This is a genomic window from Lysinibacillus sp. OL1 (genome assembly GCF_004332175.1).
GTDB classification, from domain to species: Bacteria; Bacillota; Bacilli; order Bacillales_A; family Planococcaceae; genus Lysinibacillus; species Lysinibacillus capsici.
Genome location: NZ_SJDS01000001.1, coordinates 129,801 through 147,994 on the forward strand (window position 1 = coordinate 129,801; position 18,194 = coordinate 147,994).

19 protein-coding genes are annotated in these 18,194 nt (G+C 36.5%); 6 read left to right on the forward strand and 13 right to left on the reverse strand.

The features are described 5' to 3' along the window. Positions 1-19: 19 nt before the first annotated feature. Both guaD and EW028_RS00695 read right to left on the reverse strand, forming a co-directional pair. Positions 20-1,387 carry a guanine deaminase gene (gene guaD / locus EW028_RS00690; protein ID WP_131519572.1) on the reverse strand — a complete coding sequence of 456 codons (1,368 nt, stop codon included), beginning with the start codon at positions 1,385-1,387 and terminating at the stop codon, positions 20-22. A 194-nt stretch (positions 1,388-1,581) separates the two neighbouring features. Next, complete coding sequence (locus EW028_RS00695) at positions 1,582-2,472, reverse strand: LysR family transcriptional regulator (RefSeq protein ID WP_131519573.1); 891 nt, start codon at positions 2,470-2,472, stop codon at positions 1,582-1,584. Between the two features lie 117 nt (positions 2,473-2,589). Here EW028_RS00695 and EW028_RS00700 point away from each other — a divergent pair, with 117 nt between their 5' ends. The 3 genes from EW028_RS00700 to EW028_RS00710 all read left to right on the forward strand — a co-directional run bounded on the left by EW028_RS00700 (position 2,590) and on the right by EW028_RS00710 (position 5,229). Beyond that, entirely contained in the window at positions 2,590-3,774 is a 1,185-nt protein-coding gene (locus EW028_RS00700; RefSeq protein WP_048391235.1) for a YbfB/YjiJ family MFS transporter, read from the forward strand. Between the two features lie 185 nt (positions 3,775-3,959). After that, the gene (locus tag EW028_RS00705) at positions 3,960-4,700 is read left to right on the forward strand and encodes a class I SAM-dependent methyltransferase (RefSeq protein ID WP_131519574.1); all 741 of its coding nucleotides are present in this window, start codon (positions 3,960-3,962) and stop codon (positions 4,698-4,700) included. A gap of 13 nt (positions 4,701-4,713) precedes the next feature. After that, the gene (locus EW028_RS00710) at positions 4,714-5,229 is read left to right on the forward strand and encodes a DUF6886 family protein (RefSeq protein ID WP_131519575.1); all 516 of its coding nucleotides are present in this window, start codon (positions 4,714-4,716) and stop codon (positions 5,227-5,229) included. 48 nt (positions 5,230-5,277) lie between these two features. Here the strand turns inward: EW028_RS00710 and EW028_RS00715 are convergent, their stop codons facing one another. Together EW028_RS00715 and EW028_RS00720 are read right to left on the reverse strand one after the other, a co-directional pair. Then, positions 5,278-5,763 (reverse strand): NUDIX hydrolase, encoded by a 486-nt coding sequence (locus EW028_RS00715; RefSeq protein WP_131519576.1) that lies wholly within the window; start codon positions 5,761-5,763, stop codon positions 5,278-5,280. 104 nt (positions 5,764-5,867) lie between these two features. Beyond that, entirely contained in the window at positions 5,868-6,299 is a 432-nt protein-coding gene (locus tag EW028_RS00720) for a GrpB family protein (protein ID WP_227744824.1), read from the reverse strand. A gap of 84 nt (positions 6,300-6,383) precedes the next feature. Between EW028_RS00720 and EW028_RS00725 the strand changes: the two genes are divergently transcribed. Further along, the gene (locus EW028_RS00725) at positions 6,384-6,833 is read left to right on the forward strand and encodes a 2-thiouracil desulfurase family protein (RefSeq protein ID WP_066036629.1); all 450 of its coding nucleotides are present in this window, start codon (positions 6,384-6,386) and stop codon (positions 6,831-6,833) included. Positions 6,834-6,869: 36 nt separating this feature from the next. Here the strand turns inward: EW028_RS00725 and EW028_RS00730 are convergent, their stop codons facing one another. Next, positions 6,870-9,254: an ABC transporter permease gene (locus EW028_RS00730; protein WP_131519577.1), complete on the reverse strand. Its 2,385-nt coding sequence runs from the start codon at positions 9,252-9,254 to the stop codon at positions 6,870-6,872. A gap of 3 nt (positions 9,255-9,257) precedes the next feature. After that, entirely contained in the window at positions 9,258-10,016 is a 759-nt protein-coding gene (locus tag EW028_RS00735; RefSeq protein ID WP_131519578.1) for an ABC transporter ATP-binding protein, read from the reverse strand. Positions 10,017-10,175: 159 nt separating this feature from the next. On the opposite strand from EW028_RS00735, the gene EW028_RS00740 reads away from it, so the two are divergent. Then, positions 10,176-10,934 carry a DUF4184 family protein gene (locus tag EW028_RS00740; protein ID WP_131519579.1) on the forward strand — a complete coding sequence of 253 codons (759 nt, stop codon included), beginning with the start codon at positions 10,176-10,178 and terminating at the stop codon, positions 10,932-10,934. 13 nt (positions 10,935-10,947) lie between these two features. On the opposite strand, the gene EW028_RS00745 is transcribed toward EW028_RS00740, so the two are convergent. The 6 genes from EW028_RS00745 to EW028_RS00770 form a co-directional block, all read right to left on the reverse strand. Then, a complete protein-coding gene (locus EW028_RS00745; protein ID WP_227744825.1) occupies positions 10,948-12,372 on the reverse strand; it encodes a sensor histidine kinase in 1,425 nt (474 codons plus the stop codon). A 27-nt stretch (positions 12,373-12,399) separates the two neighbouring features. Continuing rightward, positions 12,400-13,119, reverse strand: a complete 720-nt coding sequence (locus tag EW028_RS00750; RefSeq protein ID WP_115673491.1) for a response regulator transcription factor — start codon at positions 13,117-13,119, stop codon at positions 12,400-12,402. Between the two features lie 32 nt (positions 13,120-13,151). After that, positions 13,152-13,850: an ABC transporter permease gene (locus tag EW028_RS00755; RefSeq protein ID WP_112117598.1), complete on the reverse strand. Its 699-nt coding sequence runs from the start codon at positions 13,848-13,850 to the stop codon at positions 13,152-13,154. An 18-nt stretch (positions 13,851-13,868) separates the two neighbouring features. Next, entirely contained in the window at positions 13,869-14,741 is an 873-nt protein-coding gene (locus tag EW028_RS00760) for an ABC transporter ATP-binding protein (RefSeq protein WP_131519581.1), read from the reverse strand. 159 nt (positions 14,742-14,900) lie between these two features. Beyond that, the gene (locus tag EW028_RS00765; RefSeq protein WP_131519582.1) at positions 14,901-15,917 is read right to left on the reverse strand and encodes an ABC transporter permease; all 1,017 of its coding nucleotides are present in this window, start codon (positions 15,915-15,917) and stop codon (positions 14,901-14,903) included. Further along, positions 15,914-16,642: an ABC transporter ATP-binding protein gene (locus tag EW028_RS00770; protein ID WP_131519583.1), complete on the reverse strand. Its 729-nt coding sequence runs from the start codon at positions 16,640-16,642 to the stop codon at positions 15,914-15,916. Before EW028_RS00770 ends, EW028_RS00765 begins: the two co-directional genes overlap by 4 nt. 116 nt (positions 16,643-16,758) lie before the next feature. Here EW028_RS00770 and EW028_RS00775 point away from each other — a divergent pair, with 116 nt between their 5' ends. Further along, positions 16,759-17,355, forward strand: coding sequence for a TetR/AcrR family transcriptional regulator (locus EW028_RS00775; RefSeq protein WP_131519584.1), 597 nt, complete (start codon positions 16,759-16,761; stop codon positions 17,353-17,355). Between the two features lie 39 nt (positions 17,356-17,394). Here EW028_RS00775 and EW028_RS00780 read toward each other — a convergent pair whose 3' ends face one another. Further along, the gene (locus EW028_RS00780) at positions 17,395-18,192 is read right to left on the reverse strand and encodes an ABC transporter permease subunit (RefSeq protein WP_193767296.1); all 798 of its coding nucleotides are present in this window, start codon (positions 18,190-18,192) and stop codon (positions 17,395-17,397) included. Positions 18,193-18,194: the final 2 nt, after the last annotated feature.

Below are 18,194 nucleotides of genomic sequence, written 5' to 3' on the forward strand. Positions count from 1 at the left end.
TTAGAGAATAAGAGAATGATTAGCCTCTCGTATGAACTTTATTTCCTTGCACCCATACCTCGCGGATATTTTCTGGGCGTACAAGATACATGATTTTTTGGAATATATCGTGTAAATCTTCATTTGGATCAAAAATCGGAAGCCTAGCAGTAGGAATTTTTGTATCGATAATTTGTACATCCCATGTATAGTTTTCCTGTAAACGGCCAATTGGAAGACTTAAGCTTTCTCCACCACTAGCTGTCGCAAGATAGAAGGCCTCATTTATTGTAATGCGTGAATTTGGGACACCACGTTTTTCGGCGGAAATGGTTGTATCTACACCATCCTCTAGCATTCTTGATGACATAACAGCTTGTCTTGCATTATCAAAAAGACTTGGAGAAAATCCGCCTGAAACATCTGAACCTAGTCCAATATCAACGCCCATTGCATGAAAGCGGGCGATTGGAATCACGCTGTTAGCAAAATAGGCATTAGAGATTGGACAATGGCCTATGGCAGTGCCAGTTTCAGCAAATAATCTGGCATCCTCATCGCTTAAGAAATTACAATGAGCCATGACAGATTTATCACCTAACAAACCAAAGTCATGTAAGGCGGCGGCATCATTTTTGTTGAATCGTTCTTTGACGTAGCTGTGCTCCCAGTCACTTTCACTACAGTGTGATTGAATATGTGTATCATATTTCGCAGCTAATTCACCCAAACCCTTTAAGGCACCGTCTGTACAGCTTGGAATAAAGCGGGGAGTGACAACAGGATAAACACCCTGTTTAGTCGTTTTGGCTAAATTTTTTACAGCTAAAATAAATTCCTCCGTATCCTCTAATGCGGTTTTTGTGTTTTCATCTCGATAAAAATCAGGATTCTGTTCAGGATCGTCCATGACTACTTTTCCGACTAATCCTCGCTGTCCCTTTTCAGCACAGATTTTCGCTAAAAGTACACTGGCCTCCTTATGAACCGTCGCAAAATATAATGTTGTAGTTGTACCATTGGCAAGTAGTGTGCTTACTAAATCCTCATAAACTTCTTGAGCAAATGCTAAATCGGAGAATTTTGATTCGATAGGGAAAGTATATGTGTTTAACCAATCGTAAAGAGGAATGTCTAAAGCTGTCCCAGATTGTGCCCATTGAGGTGCATGTACATGCAAATCGACAAATCCCGGTAGGAAATATTGCCCTTCAGCTAATACATGGAAGTTATTTTGATCTTGATATGTAATTAAGAGTTGTTGGTAATCAGCTTGTTCAGGAGCGACAGTTTTAACAATCATGCCGTCAGCATTAATGAAAAATAAATAATCTTTTAAAATGTGAACGTCAGTAGCAGATTTACTAGTAAAAGCTGTTCCTTTGAAAATATGCGTATATTCAGACATAAAAACCACCTTAATGTTCGTTTATTGATAATAACACGGATTATTATAGGCTATAAAAACTATTAAGTCTACAAAAAAACGAATATTAGTATGGTGACTAAAGAAACATATGCACCTTTTTAACTACATTTTTACAGCTTTGACAAGCGTTGATAGATAATAAAAGAAGGCACCTATTTGAGAGTGCCTTCTTTCTATATGATCGATTCATTGATGATGTGAAGAAAATTATTAAAGGATGTGGAGTGATGCAATTCATTTTTTCTTGTACAAAGGTAAATCGGTCGTTGAATATCAATGTCCTTAATAAAAACGCGGGCAACTTGCTGCTGTAGAATAAAGCTAGAAGCTGCTATGGATGGTGCTAGCATTGTACCAAAACCTGCCGCAATGGCATGTATGGATTCATTAATCCCGTCTAGTTGTAAACCTACTTTCGGTGGAGGAATTTTATGCACTTTACATAGGGCATTTAAGTATTCTTTTGTGGAACTACCATCCTCTCTTGTGACGAAGGGCTGCTGCATAAGTTCTGCAAGGGACACTGTTTGACCTGCCAGATGATGATTGTACGGCACAATAAACCAATAATCCAAATTCATTAGAAATTGATAATTAATATCAGCATGATGTCCATCTTCTTTGACGATAAAAGCTAAATCAGCTTTATAATGGAGTAAATCCTCAATCACTTGCTGGGAATTGGCGGTCTTTAAATGAATATGTGTTGCTGGATAAACTTGTTTAAATTGAGCTAACCATTTAGGTAGTAAAAAATGGGAGGGAACATGCGTGGAGGCAATTTGCAGTTCTTCATTGCCCGTATTTTTAAGCTGTTCAACTTTATTTTCAATATCAGATTCTAGATCAAATAAGCGCTGTGCCTGTTTGTATAAAAAAGTACCATTTTGTGTTAGCGAAATGCCCCTACCTTTGGCTTCTAGCAGTGTCAAGCCTAGTTCTTTCTCTAAATTTCGAATTTGAATGGTTACAGCAGGCTGACTAATCATAAGTGTCTGTGCCGCTTTGGAAACACTATTGAGTTCAGCCACCTTTGTAAATAAACGTAGAGCATGTAAATTCATGTCATTACACCTTTCATAAATTTTTTTTATGATTTTATATACATTATATATTAGATTTATTAATTTGCGCTCTGTATCCTTTTAATTACAATAGAATATATGAGAGGGGGGTTCATCATGAATCGACAACATGTAGGAATTGTCTTTGGAGGAATTTTGTTATTGGTTGTTGCAATGGGGATTAGTCGATTTGCCTTCACACCGATTCTACCCTTTATGCGTCATGATGTAGGATTTTCATTGGAAGTGGCTGGGTTTTTAGCTTCAAGCAATTATATTGGTTATTTCATTGGCGCATTATGGGCAGGGTTCATTTATCGACAACGTAAAAATGTTTTAATGGCAAGTGTTGTTACCAATGTCCTATCTGTTATATTAATGGGCTTAATAGAAGTGTATAGTGTCTGGCTAGTTCTGCGTTTAATTGCGGGCATTACAGGGGGCCTTATTTTTGTGTTAACATCGAGTATTATTATGGATTACTTGGCGAAGCATTCATTATCACGATGGTCTGGCTATGTATTTAGTGGAATAGGCTTAGGGATTGCTATTTCAGGTTTATGTGTACCTGCTATAGAAGCAAGATTTGCTTGGCAGGGTGCATGGTTAGGCTTAGGGATTTTATCAGCAATTTTTTTATTTATTACCTCTTATTTATGGAGAAGTTTAGTGGTGCAGGACAGCACAAAAGTTACGAAATCTCTTGATACAAAAATGACAAAGGGTTTTATGCCATGGTTGATTTTATCCTATGGCTTAGAGGGGTTAGGCTATATTATTACAGGTACTTTTTTAGTCGATATTATTCATAATATTCCTTCTCTTCAAGCTTACTCTTCCTATAGCTGGGTCATTGTGGGGCTAGCGGCTATCCCATCAGCTCCTGTTTGGACGGTCTTATTAGAGAAGTTTTCAGCTATAAAAATTTTGTTTGTGGCGTACATACTGCAAGTGGTTGGTATCCTGTTACCTGTTTTTGCACAAACGGTATGGAGCGTTTTACTAGCATCGTTTTTATTCGGTCTAACCTTTGTAGGTATTGTCACGCTAACTACTTCCTATGCACGACAGCTATTCCCGACAAAGAGCGGATTCGTTGTTTCTTTATTAACAACCTTTTATGCTTTTGGACAAATTATCGGACCGATCATCGCAGGAAAACTGGTTGAAGTTTATAGTAGCTATAAAGCAGCACTTATATTTGCTGGTGTCATTGTGTTTCTTGCATTGCTCGTTATGGTAATTGGTAGATGGTTAACTGTAAAAAAAGAAGCTGTTGCTGAACATACAATTTCTATATAATGCATAAAAGCCAGAAATCCTATTTGGATTTCTGGCTTTATCATTTACTTAAAGAAGACGTGCCTCTATCTACATGATATTAAAAAATAAAATAAAAGTCTATATATTTTTTTCTTTATATGGAAAAATAGACAAGTGCACACAGGACGTAACGTTACGATTTTACTTTGAAATGGGGACTGTAAATGAACACAGAACAAGCTATTCAACGCTGGAATCGATATGCGGAAAGGTATACAGCAAACTACGATGAGCAGGGGGATATTCATCGTGTCGTACTGTTAAATCCAACCATCTTTTCTTTGCTAGGTGAGATAGATGGAAACCATCTATTAGATGCAGGATGTGGAGAAGGCTATTTAAGCAGATTACTGGTAAAGAAGGGTGCAAGAGTAACAGCTGTTGATTTTTCACAAAAAATGCTAGACATTGCTATGGAAAGAACACCACAGCAGGAAGCTATTCAATTTTTACACGGGAATTGTGAAAATTTATCCTTTTTAGCAGATGAACAATTTGATGGTATTGTTTCAAATATGGTTCTCCAAGATTTAGAGGATTATCAGGCTGCTCTATGTGAGATGTTTCGATTATTAAAACCTAATAGCACTTTTATTTTTTCGATTTTACACCCATGCTTTGTGACACCAAATAGTGGATGGATGAGACATGAGCAGCTAGATCAACAATACTGGAAAGTCCAACGTTATTTTTATGAAGGGGAGTATCACCAGCTAGATGCTGACCCACCGATAGTTCTATACCATCGAACATTAACAAGCTATGTGCAAGCAATTAGGCAAGCTGGATTTACGATTGATGCTATGGAAGAGCCCAAGCCATCACAAGACATGCTAAAGAAGTATCCTCAATTTGTGGAAGATTTGCATTGTGCAGATTTTATTGTTTTTAAATTAAGGAAATAAAGGAGAAGTACCCATGCGTTTATTTCATGTCAGTGAAGACCCTACTATTATGATTTTTCATCCTCGACTGCCTGAGCGACCAGATTTAGATGCCAAAAAAGGGCTAGTATGGGCAATCAACGAAAAATGCCTGCCAAACTATTTAACGCCAAGAGATTGTCCGCGTGTCTGCTTTCATGCAGGAGATCAAACAACAGAGCAGGACAGACAGCAATATCTATCTCAAGCTTCACATGTAGTGGTCATAGAAAAAAAGTGGTTGGAAGTATTGAAAACTACAAGTCTTTACCTATATGAGTTTGATAGTAAAGGATTCACTTTACAGGATGATATTGCGGGCTATTATACGAGTGAAATAACACAAATACCCATCCATGTCTCAGAGATCAATGATATAGCTAAAGCATTATTGGAGCGCAATGTTGAATTGCGAATCGTGGATAGCTTATGGGAAATACATGATAAAATCCAAACTACAAGCTTAAATTGGTCGATGTGCAGAATGCGCTTTGCACAACCAAGATTCTAAAAACAAGCCTCGTTATGCACCTATTGCATGGACGAGGCTTATTTATTATTAGACAGTCGATGTTTGTTCAATTGGTGCTGAAGAAATATTGACTAATTTCTTATCTTGATATGTAAAAATATAATCATAGTTTGCTGTTTCATTGAGCATCTTAGGTAAATAATATTTTAAGTCCGCAATACCTACATTTTCAGGGTGGAAAATCCAAGTAAGCTCCTTCCAATCAAGAATGCCCTCAGCAACCTTTATCGGTGTTACATAGGGAAAAGATTCAGGTAGTTCCGCTATAAACGCATACATACAGCCATAGTTAACAACCCCATCTGTCCAGGTTATTTTACCCTTATAGGTAATATCCTCAACCGTAATGCCTGTTTCTTCTTTAATTTCTCGTAAGGCACCAGCTAATGGTGTTTCATCCTGTTCAATTTTGCCACCAACACCATTCCATGCGCCCATCCACTGAGGCTTATCTCTATTCAATAAAAGGATATAATCTCCCTTCCTCAGAAAACAAATTGTAAATTCAGCCAAGTTTGTTCCTCCCTTTTCTTTAGTTATCTGAATTGGCAGGAGACCAGCCAGTCTGCTGGCTCCAATGATTTGCTTGTTTTAAAATTTCCCATATAATCGGTTCTTTAAAATTTCTTAGCCAATTCATATTTTACCTGCTCATAGCGATGACAGTAATCTGGATGACAGCGCAAAAAATCTCGAAATAATAGGGCTAGCTGCTCTGCCCAACTACCAGCCTGTCGAACATGAATATGTACTCGTCTATCTCCTAGAGCCTCTCGAAAATAGCGTTTAGACTTGTCTGTATTTTCTGCTCGATAACTAAAACCTAGAGATTCTAATGGAATTTTAAATGCTGCCAATGGTGTAAACGATGCAACGGATATTTGTATATCAATTACAGGTTTTGCTGCTAACCCTGCTACAGCGGTTGAGCCAATATGATCAATTCTCAGCGCTCTATTTCCTAAGGCCTCCCGCAATTGACAGCCTATGCTATGAAATTCCTTAGCCCATTCATCTGTATAAGGTAAAATCAAAATAGGATCAGGCATTCTATCTCCTCCCTTGGTCTTCATAAAATTATTGTAGCATGCGTGTTATAGTGGAATAAAGATAGTAGAGGGAGTGAGAAAACGATGATTTTAATAAGTGCTTGCTTAGCAGGTTTAAATGTTCGTTATAATGGCACAAACAGTCTAGATGAAAAAATACAAAAGCTCGTGTTAGAAAATAAAGCTGTCACGGTTTGCCCAGAGCTGATGGGAGGCTTTTCAACGCCCCGCGAACCGGCTGAAATTGTAGGTGGCAATGGACAAGATGTACTTGATGGCAACGCAACAGTGGTTGAAAGTTCTGGACGAGATGTCACAGATTTATATCTGAAGGGAGCCTATGCAACCTTACAAAAAGCACTTGAGGTAGGGGCAACTCATGTCATTTTAAAGGAATATAGCCCATCCTGTGGCAGTGCAAAGATTTATAACGGTGCGTTTAATGGAACAAAATTAGCTGGCGAAGGAGTAACTACGGCATTGCTTCGAAGAAACAATATCGTCGTGCTATCTGAAGAGAATTTTTTTGAATGATTAAAAGGCCCCTAAACTAGTAGGGGCCAAATTTATTTATTCAACAATTAATATGCGAGGCGACGTTTTAGCGATTATTTTGGTCGAAATCCAGCCGCCAAAAATGGCAGCTATTACACTTACAAAGCTTATACCGATACTTGTTGGCCAGTTTATAACAAGCGGTAGTTCGAGTAAGCCATAATCTAAAATAATTGACTGAAGTGCAAGAGGAATTAATTTTATCCCGATAAAGATTCCTGCTAATGCACCCATTATGGATAGAAGTAAAATACCGATTGTAATCGACCATCTAATATTTGTTGAGGTCATTCCAATTGATTTATAAATGCCATACGTGCTACTTTCTTTTCTAACATTAATTCGTGATACACTAAAAATAATGATGCAGGTTACGATGATAAATAAAATACCAACGATTGAAAGGGGAATGACTAAAACGGCCACGACTTCTTTAAAGACGGCATCTAATAATAGCTGTTGTGTGACAGCTGATACTGAACTTTTAAAGTGCGTATTTAAATCCTCAACGAATGGCGTAGCGATTGTTTCATCTAAAAGATTAATCATACTTACTTCTGAAGTAGTGTAGGTAGTATTATAAACTTTAATAACCTCTGCTGTAATCCTTGCTGAATTCGACATATTTGCTATCGATTGATAGATTCCGGTCACAATAAGAAAATGCGGTTTCCCCTCAAGATAAACTTCTACCATATCGCCTATATTTTTATTTAAAGCGCGAGCGACATTGAGTCCAATCGCGATTTCGTTCTTACTGATTGGATTACGGCCAGACATTGTCACATAGCCAGCGCCATCAAAGCTACCCTCAATCACATTGACATTAATATTTAATGGGGGATGGCTGTCATTAGGAAGTATGCCTGTGAATTGATCAAGCCATGCATGATCTTTAACCCGTTCATCAGCCATTAAAAAATCTTCAAATTGTTGTTTTGTAAAGGTTTCTTTATTAGATACAGTTACGACTACATGTGAGGCATCATATCCCCATGAAGGAGATGTTTCTTTGATGGAAATAAAGCTATTTAATATGACTACACTAAAGACTAGTATGGCAGACGTAATGGAAGTAAGTGCAATAACAAGAATGGAACTTTTTATGTTTTTTGTGATACTTTTTAGACCAATTTGAAGTTGAATCGGTAGACTGCTTAATCGAAATAATCTATTCGAGCTGTTTCTGCGCCGATTCATTTTACTATTTGCACTTTCTGACATCCCATATTTGATGGCTTGAACAGGCTCTACATTTCGCGCCTTGTGTGAGTAGAAATAGGCAGTGAGTAGCACAATGCCAAATAAGATGAGAGCAATCACTATGTTAAGTAGAGTATCTTGATGTATGGTTAAATGATTTCCTGCCTTCATATAAGATAAGGAGCTTTCTATAATTATTCTGGAAAGGAATTTACTAATGATGATGCCAGGTATAATCGCGACAGCAGATAACAAGCCGAATTGTAATACGTAAGTGATACTTATCTCTCGAGAAGAAAGACCCAATGATTTGATAACGCCTATTGTTCTGTAATTCGTTAAAATGGCATCGGAAATGCTAAAACCAATAACAAACAAGGAAACCAAAAGCATAGCTATACCAAAGGCGATCATAATAAAGCCAATGATTTTATTAATGATCAAATAAAAAGAAGCTATTTCTTCATATTCCATTTTAGATTCAAGATAAGGTCCCTGCAGATACTTTTCAAAATCACCCCAATAATTGGTGTTTTGCTGATAGTCATTAAAGCGTAATGCCATCATGTACTGATCAGAACCTGTCATGGTTGCTAAATGCTGTTGATAATCAGTATTGTTCATCCAGATACGAGCATTTGTTGTAAAAGGGCCTCCGTATGGCATATCAACCACAATACCTGACACTGTTAAATTAAACGTGCTCTCACCTGTATGAAATTCAATTGCATCACCGAGCGAAATGGTAGCGCTTGATGCCAATGATGTGGGAATCCAAATGGTACCCTTAGGAGGAGAGAGTTGCTTTTCACCCTCAGAAAATAGTAATTGATCAATCATAAACGGTGTATTTGGCGTATTCATCATAAATAAATAGATATTGGATATTTCTTTCCCATTGAAGGTAAATCTAGATAAATTTCTATAGGGTATGAGACTAGAAGTAGTCACGCCTGGTTGCTCCTGCCACCATTCGTTTACAGCAATCGGGTTATGAATATTGTTACCCATTGTTAAAATTTGATGGGCACCATTTGAATCATGATGGGCTTTTTCAAAAATATTGTTTGTATTGGTCAGTATAGTGACAGAAGTCGCCAGTAAAAGTGTTGATAAAAAAATAAGGACAACCATCAGTCCATTTTGTATTTTCCGTTTTCTTATATAGGAAGAGCAAAGGGTTATAATCGCGTACATTTTTTACTCCTTCCCGGCAACATAAGAAAAGATAATGTGTTCCCGTTCTTGTATGCTGGTATGTTCATATTTTTCAAAGTTTAAGATCCCATCTATTTTTCCATCCTGAATGATGATTAGACGATTCGCACGACAAGCTGCCTTCATATCATGTGTAATCATGACAATGGATTGCCCATTTCTATTTAAATTCGTTAAGGTATCTAATACTGCTACACCTTGATCAAAATTTAAACTACCCGTAGGCTCATCTGCAAATAACACTTCAGGATTGTTGACCAACGCTCTAGCAATGGCAGCTCTTTGTTGCTGTCCACCTGATGTTTGAGAGGGTAATCGATTTCGTTGCTTTTCAAGTCCCATTAAACTTAGTAGTTGCTCCGCTTTTTGTATGACTTCCTTTTTATTTTTTTTCGCGATGTATCCAGGAAGAGCAATATTCTCTAGTAGCGTCATATCTGGAATGAGATTGCTACTTTGATAGATATAGCCAACCTTCTGTGAACGCAAAGTAGCTAACTTTCGTTCAGAAAAGGTATCAAGTTTTTCTCCTTGAAAATAAACTTCACCTGCTGTAAGGGCATCAAGCCCACTTAAAAGATAAAGAAGCGTTGATTTACCAGAACCAGAATTCCCCATAATAACGGTGAAATCCCCTTTATAAATGTCGACATTCATATTCTTAATAGCATGGAATTGTTCGCTGCCGGTTGCATAGGTTTTACATAAATTTTGGGCTCGAATCAGTATCTCTTTTTCCATGATAAGGCCTCCTTAACTCATTTTCTTTAGTGTAATATGTAATTATTAGTAAGTCCTTATGAAATTATTAATAAATTCTTACAGACAGAGTAACCTTTCTTAATAGTAAACGTTATAATATGCGATTTAATAGATGTAATAAATAAGGAGGTTTGAGATATGCCCTTAACATTTGCTCATCCAGCGGCAGTCTTACCTTTTTCTCGAAAAAGTAAATATATTCATTTTTCTGCATTAGTTTTAGGAAGTATGGCTCCAGATTTTGAATATTTTTTAAGAGGTCGGCCGATAGGGGAGATTGGTCATACCTTTGCAGGGTTCTTTTTATTCAATCTGCCACTCGTTCTTTTCATCTATTTGATTTATCAACGGTTTATCCAACAGCCAATCATGAGTCATTTACCAGAGTTTTTACAAGCTACAGAAAGCCATCAAATTGCAGGAAATAACATATGGAAAGTATTTGTTTTTGGCTACTCTGCATTGCTGGGCATGTTAACACATGTCATATGGGATTCATTTACACATCAAAATGGGCTTATGGTGACAAAACTTCGAGTTCTTACTCAAACATATACTTTCTTTGGCTATCAAATACCGATTTATAAATTTCTACAACACGGGAGTACCTTGTTTGGCATTGTGTTAATCTTTGGATATGTATATTACAGAGCAACTTTAAGCAAAGATAAAAAAATACCAGCTATATCGCCACGGAAAAAACTCATCTTTTGGAGTTTACTAGCTGTTTTAACGCTCGGATATGTATGTCTATGGCAGCTTATTAACGGCATTCCTTTAAGAAGTTATGGAATATGGGTTGTCCGTATTATCGATTCATTTTTTGGTAGTATACTTACCCTTTCTTTCTTTTTAGCATATAAGAAAAGAACGTTGAAAGAAAAAAAGACTTCCTAAAACGGGAGTCTTTTTACGAGATGGGGAGTATAAGTGTAAAGGTAGTGCCTTCATTAGGCTTACTATGAAATGAAATGGACCCATGGTGCGCTTCCATAATATGCTGACAAATGGATAGGCCAAGTCCTGCGCCTTCATTTTTAATGACTGATTCACTTCCAGGCTGCCGACCTCTAAAGTAACGTTCAAAAATAAATGGCATATCTTCGGGAAGCATTCCATTACCAGTATCTATTACTTGGATATAGAGTGATTGATTTTCGATATAGGTAGTAATGGTGATGGTATCTTCATGAGAAGAATGCTTTAACGCATTGGTAATAAGGTTGGAGATCACCTGCTCTAGTCGATCAGCATCTACTAGAATAAGGACATTAGGAATCCTAGTAGGTCTTATAAAATGAATATTTGTTGTTTGGACATAATATTGAATTGGTTTCAGAATGTTTGTAAGAACGTCTTGGCTATATTGCTCTTTTAAATGGATCGGGATATGACCAAGCTCCTTTAAGGTATGAATAAATAAATCATCAACTAGCCTCGACATCTTATCCGTATTGGACTGCATGATTTGAATATAGGCCATAAGCGAGTCTTCATCTCGACAAATCCCCTCTGAAATAGCGTCTAAATATGCTTTGATTGTGGTTAAGGGAGTTCTTACTTCATGAGATATATTAGAAATGAGCTTCTTTTGAGTTTGCTCTTGTTCATTGTGCTGGATGGCTAACTGTTTAATCTCTACTCGCATTTGATCAAATACTGCATACAATTCACCAATCTCATCCATTTTCGAGTGGATGGTAATTTGTTCGTAATTTCCTTTTACAATTTCCTCTGTGTTGTCCTTTAGCTCATCTAAAGGCTTTAAAATATCTTTATGAACTTTCCTTACTATGAATAGGGCAAGGCAAATGATCAAAAGGCTCAAGAAGCCAATAAAGACGAATAAAAGAATCGAGTTGGAATTCGTCTGTTTTAAAGGAAAGAGAATGTCCTTGTTCAGGGAAAAAATAGCATTACCTATCTGTTCATTACTTTCTCCATTCATAATCGGAAAGGCTATATTAATCTTTCCAGGCTCTTGTTGTGAGGTAAATAAATCATAATGTATATCATGTTTAATATGAATAGTAGTTGAAACATCATTCTTAATTGAAGTGTAACTTACTGTTCCATCTAGTTGAACTACTGTAATATCAATATTCTTGTCATCACTCATTTGTTGTAGCGTGCTACGTACAGCTGAATTTAATGCGAAATTTGGAAAATGATCTTCTATGTACAATAATAATGGATTTACTGATAAACGAATTTGATTAATAACATATTTATCTTGTGATTCTTCTTGAGAAGTTTCTGCTGCAAAGTATAGTGAAAGGACAACGATAAACAATAGTACAACACAGATTAATAGGGCCCATAACCACTTATTCATCCAATTTTTTAGGTGCATTTGATTCTCCTATGAGTGATTGGGTGTACTGAATTTATAACCGACTCCCCAAACCGTTTGAAGATAAACAGGATGAGAAGGGCTGACTTCAATTTTTTCTCGAAGCCTTCTAATATAAACTGTAATTGTATTTTCATCTCCATAGGTCTCATAACCCCAAACGGCATCAAGTAACTGACCTTTAGAGAAAACTTGATTTCTATTTTTAGCTAGGAAAAATAGCAGTTCAAACTCTTTTGCTGACAGTGGTATTGGCTTGCTATCACGTAAAAAAATATATTCCTGTTTATTTATGACCATATTATCTATGTGAATGACATCTCCTCCCATATGCCGTCCATTATGCTGAAGCCATCTATCCTGTCTTCGTAAATGAGCGTTAATTCTTGCGACAAGTTCACTTAGAGAGAACGGTTTTGTCATATAATCATCTGCTCCAAAACCTAATCCCAGTACTTTATCTGTATCACTTCCTCGAGCACTTAAAATAAGAATGGCAACATTGCTGTTTTCACGGATTTTACGACATATTTCAATGCCATCACAATCGGGTAGAGAAAGATCAAGGATAATGAAATCAGGTTTAGATTCTTGCAAATAATGGATTGCTTCATGACCTGTTCGAACAATATGTGAATCGAACTGATTAACACTTAAGTAGTCCCTTATAATATTAGCTATATCATTTTCGTCTTCAACAATTAGTACTTTGATGTTCCCGTTGCTCATACATACTATCTCTCCTTAGTAAGATGTCTAAATCATTTTCTTCGGTTGACTAGGAAAAAAAACAAAACAATGATAAGGAATGCATAAATTATAATCCATGTGTATTGCCAATAAAAAACGTTGGGTATAACTTCAATTTGATCGCCCACACTCATCATTTCTAATGAAAAATGAAGAGGAGGAAGTAACCAAAGAAGTCCAGTTAGAATAGAATCTTTTAAAGTAGCGATCACGACAGAAATAATAAGGATGCCTATTACACCCCACCACGTATTTCGCCTATTTTTCACGAGTTCCCTAGTAAATAAAGCAGTGAGTGCAATGGCAAGTAACGATAAACTAAAATGAGACAAGAAACCTAGTAAAATATGTAATAGTTTGGGCTTCTCAAAAAATGCCTCTATTAGGATTGGATAGATGACAGAAACACAGCTTAGGCTAAAGGCAAGCAGCCCACAAATGATGAATATCCCTAAATTGTAGTCTATTGTTTTTCTCGTATGAAGGGTAGTAATCATTTTTTGTCCTTCATCTTCAGCATGAAATAATGTAACAGTAAACCAGCCCATTAAAAAAAAGAGCACAAGAGATGTAAATGAATAACTATCTAATATTGGGTTAGGGACAAAAGTATAATTAACGATAAGACATAGAATGAAGATTGTAAAAGGTGGAACGTAGTGATAGGTTCTTAAATAATTTATCAATTGATAACGTACTAAACTGCTCATCTTTTTCGATTCCTCCTTTCAAAAATGAGAAGAGAATTGTTCTTTTTTGTAGTGGACAGTCGCTAAATATTTAATTGAAGCATTGTGTTGTAATAATTTCAGTAAAATTTGATCTGAATCCTTTGCTGGAACAATCGTCACTATTTCATAATGTCCATTCACTAAAAGTTGTTTTTGTTGAATCTCCATAGAAGGTATGATTTCATCGAGTAATGACAGGCTAGCAATCTCAAAAATTAATCGATGTGTTGGATTACGATCGAATTCCTTTATCTGAATGATCGCATTCTCTTGAATAAGTAAAACGGAGTCTACAAGCTTTTCAAGTAATTTGGTTTCATGACAGGTTAAGAGGATACTGAGACCTTTGCTTCTTACTTTAGCTAAGATTTGTTCGAAATCATTTTGTGCCTTGGCATCAAGTCCTGACAATGGTTCATCCATTATCAGTAGATCAGTTTCTTCTAGCATCGCCTGCATAATCATCACCTTTTGCTTCATCCCTTTAGAGAAATGGACAATCCTTGTATTTTTTTCCTCTTTTAGTTGAAACATCTCAAGTAATTCTTCTATCTTCTGCAAAAGCTGCTTTTTAGCCATACCTCGTATACAGCCCATGTGATAAAGATATTCTTGAGGTGTAAATAAAATATGAGAAGGAGTTATTTCTGGTACATAGCCAACTTTTAAAGACGTTTTATGCTTCACAATAGAACCACTGTCTGGTTTAATGAATGCTGCAATAATCTTGAGTAAGGTGCTTTTTCCAGAACCGTTTTTCCCCACTAGAGCAATGATTTGATTGGACGCAATTGAAAACGATACATTCTCTAAAATTGTTTTCCCATTGTATTGTTTACAGATGTTTTGTACTTCCAAAATAGTAGTCATCTTCACACACCTTTATTTTTGGATAATTCTTCTCCATAAAATAATTATAATGAAAATCGACCATTCACTTCAATTAAATTGGTTATATTTCCTGTTTTTAGTTATTTCAGTTACATAAAAAAGTTCTGCTTTTCAAATAGCAGAACTTTTAAGGATTGATTACAACGAACGATATTTTTTTAAACTGATCATATTTAATGTAATGAAAACAATGGCAAAACAAGTAAGAATGCTGAGATTCACTATAATATCAGAAAGTGAATAACCTTTATACATCACACCATTCAATGCGTCCGCAGCATAGTATAGAGGCATGATACGCCCAATGTTTTGAAGCCATTCCGCCATACTATCCAGCGGGAAAATACCCGAAAAGAACACTTGAGGAACAATAACAAGCGGAATAAATTGCATCATTTGAAATTCTGAAGCAGCAAAGCTAGATAGCAACGCACCTAAGGATAACGAGACAAGAGCAACCATCATATTGATGAGTAGGACAAGCCAGATGGAGCCTACATGGACAATATCGAGCACATAAATACCAAACAAGACGATAATAATTGTTTGCAGGAACGCAAATAAACCATAGCCAACCATATAGCCTGCTACAATTTCTGAACGTTTAATCGGTGTTGCTAGTAAACGCTCCAATGTGCCAGAAGTACGCTCCTTTAATAAGGCAATGCCCGTAATTAAAAAAACAAAGAAAAAAACAAAGAAGCCAATGAGCATAGGACTAAATATATCAAAAATAGCCGTATCCTGATCACCATAAACATAGTCCGTTTTCATACTGCCTATAGAGGCTTGTGTAGGCTGTAAGATTTGAGCAAGTTGCATCGTTAAAGCCTTTGCCAGAGAAGGATCATCATTTAATAAAGTTAACTTCCTAACATTTTGCTCTACTGCTAGCCAAGCATTATACTCTTTATCTTGTAGCTGTTTTTTTGAAAAATCATTGTCCACGATAATGGTAAAATCAGTCTCTTTTAATTTGTCGATCAATGGGGCGGGCGCATTAGAGACCACAAGTGTGACGGAAGCCTCTTCACTATTGAAAATAAAATACATTAAGGATAAGACAAGAAGTGGGGCTAAAAACAATAAAGCAAGAGTCCGTCTATCTCTTTTCATTTGTTGGATGATTCTTGTGATGATAGCACCTATTCTCATTGAACGTCACCTCCAGCTTTTACAAACACCTCATCAAAGTCTTTTGCTTGATAATGATCTTTTAACTCTTGTGGGGTACCCTGTGCAATAATATGTCCACTTCTCAGCATGGCCAATTGATCACATCTTTCCGCTTCATCCATCGCATGCGTCGTCACTAAAATGGTTTTTTGTTCTTGATCTTTTAAACGAATCAGTTCTTGCCAAATTTCCTTTTTTAAGACAGGATCTATCCCCACCGTTGGTTCATCCAAAATGAGTAGTTTAGGATTTTGAATAAGGGCAATAGCAAGAGATAATCGACGTTTCATTCCCCCTGAATAATTTTCTACTTTTAGTCGTAAGTCATCTGTTAAACGAACGAGGCTTGCCGCATAGGCTACTCTTTCTATTCGTTCCGCTTTAGATAGTGAATAAAGCTTTGCAAAAAAATGTAGATTTTCTTCTCCAGTTAAATCTGTATAAAGTGCATCTGATTGTGCCATATAGCCAATGTCATTTAATAATTGTTTATGAGGAACATTCAAATCTAATACTTGAATAGCACCACGATCAGGTTTCAGCATGCCCATAATCATTTTGATTAGTGTTGTTTTACCACAGCCTGACGGACCGAGTAAGCCCATTAACTGTCCCTTAGGAACATCCAAAGAAAGGGGGGCAATAACTTGCTTATGTTGAAATCGTTTTTCGAGAGACTTAATAGAGATTGCCTGGTTGCCCATATGGTCCTCACTCCTTCACTGAACACAATGTTGATTTGATAAAAATTTTACGGTAGCATGTGAGCAAATACAATCAACAGTTTGCCAGCAAGTGTTAAGTAAATGGAGGGAAATATGTGTCTGTACATGAAAAAATGAATTTTGAAACGAAGCAAGCCATTAAAAATGCTTTTATCCAACAAGTAGAGGAGGTAGGCTTTGAGCGTGTGACTGTAAAGAATTTAGCGTTTGTAGCTGAAATTAATCGTGGCACGTTTTACTTACATTATTCAGATAAATATGATGTGATGGAGGATTTGCAGCAAGAGCTATTAATGGAGTTAGAGCGCTATGTCAAACATGTTCAGCCGTTGGATGCTTTTCAAACCTTAAAAATGGGGCAACTCTATCAGCCATTTATCAAGGTGATAACATGTATAAAAGAGCATGCACCAGTTTTTCGTATGTTATTAGGAGAGCAGGGGAGCCCCAGCTTTACACAAAAGGTGAAAATGATCTTTGGGAGTCATATTTTGGACAGATTATCGCTTATACGCAAGGAAGCACAGGATCCAGAGTTTCAACAATACTTACAAGCCTTTATAGCATCTGCCATTTTAGGGGTCATTCAGGAGTGGTTGGACAAGGGGAACGAGAACTTAACGGTAGAAGAAATGGTCGCTCTACATTTTCGATTAATACGTTTTTTAGGAAATGTAGTAGGTACTATTTAATGAAAACCGCTACAGCACTGGAACTGTAGCGGCTAGAAATTAGAGATGTAAATCTCGTTTTACAAAAAAACGAATTGCTAGACTATAGCAAAGCAAGCCAATGAGGAAAAGTGTACCTAGCATCCACCAGCAAGAGCTATTTTGTTGGATTAATTGAACGGAATCGAACAATGAATAGATTGTAATGTATTGTAATTTGTCTAGTGAACCACCCATATTGCTTAGTGCCTCAATCAGATAAAAGGCAATGGGAATGCCAGCACTATAGGCATAGGATGTTCTTAAATCTTTCGTGCTGCAGGACATAAGAAAGCAAAACCCACTAATGGCAAAGTGTAATAAAAATAGCCCGAAATTTAACAGCAGTAGGGCCGTTATGTCCAGCTCATTAGGGAATAATATTTCTGCAAAGACAATCATGACCAATGTAGTAACAGCAAGGAGTGTAAAAAGACTGATGATCAAAAATAGTGCTTGTGTAAAGACAATTTTAAAACGTGTATTCGGTGTAGCGATTAAGTATGCCATCGAACCATTATCAATATAGCCCATGATGAGCTTATTGGCTAACATAATAGAAAATACCATAGGAAGAATCATTAATAAAAATCCATATAAATAGGTGGAGAGAAATTCTATCAAGGTATCGCCAATGCTGGTCATACCAAAGGCTGCCATCATCTCAGGCATTGTTTCTGTTAATTTTTTTAGTGTATCCGTCATTTCTGGGTTATACATATAAATTACACTGACAATATATAGCATTAGTACACCGATAATAATAGTGAATAGTTTAAGAGAGGCAAATAACTCATGCTTGAATAAGGTAAAATTCATGA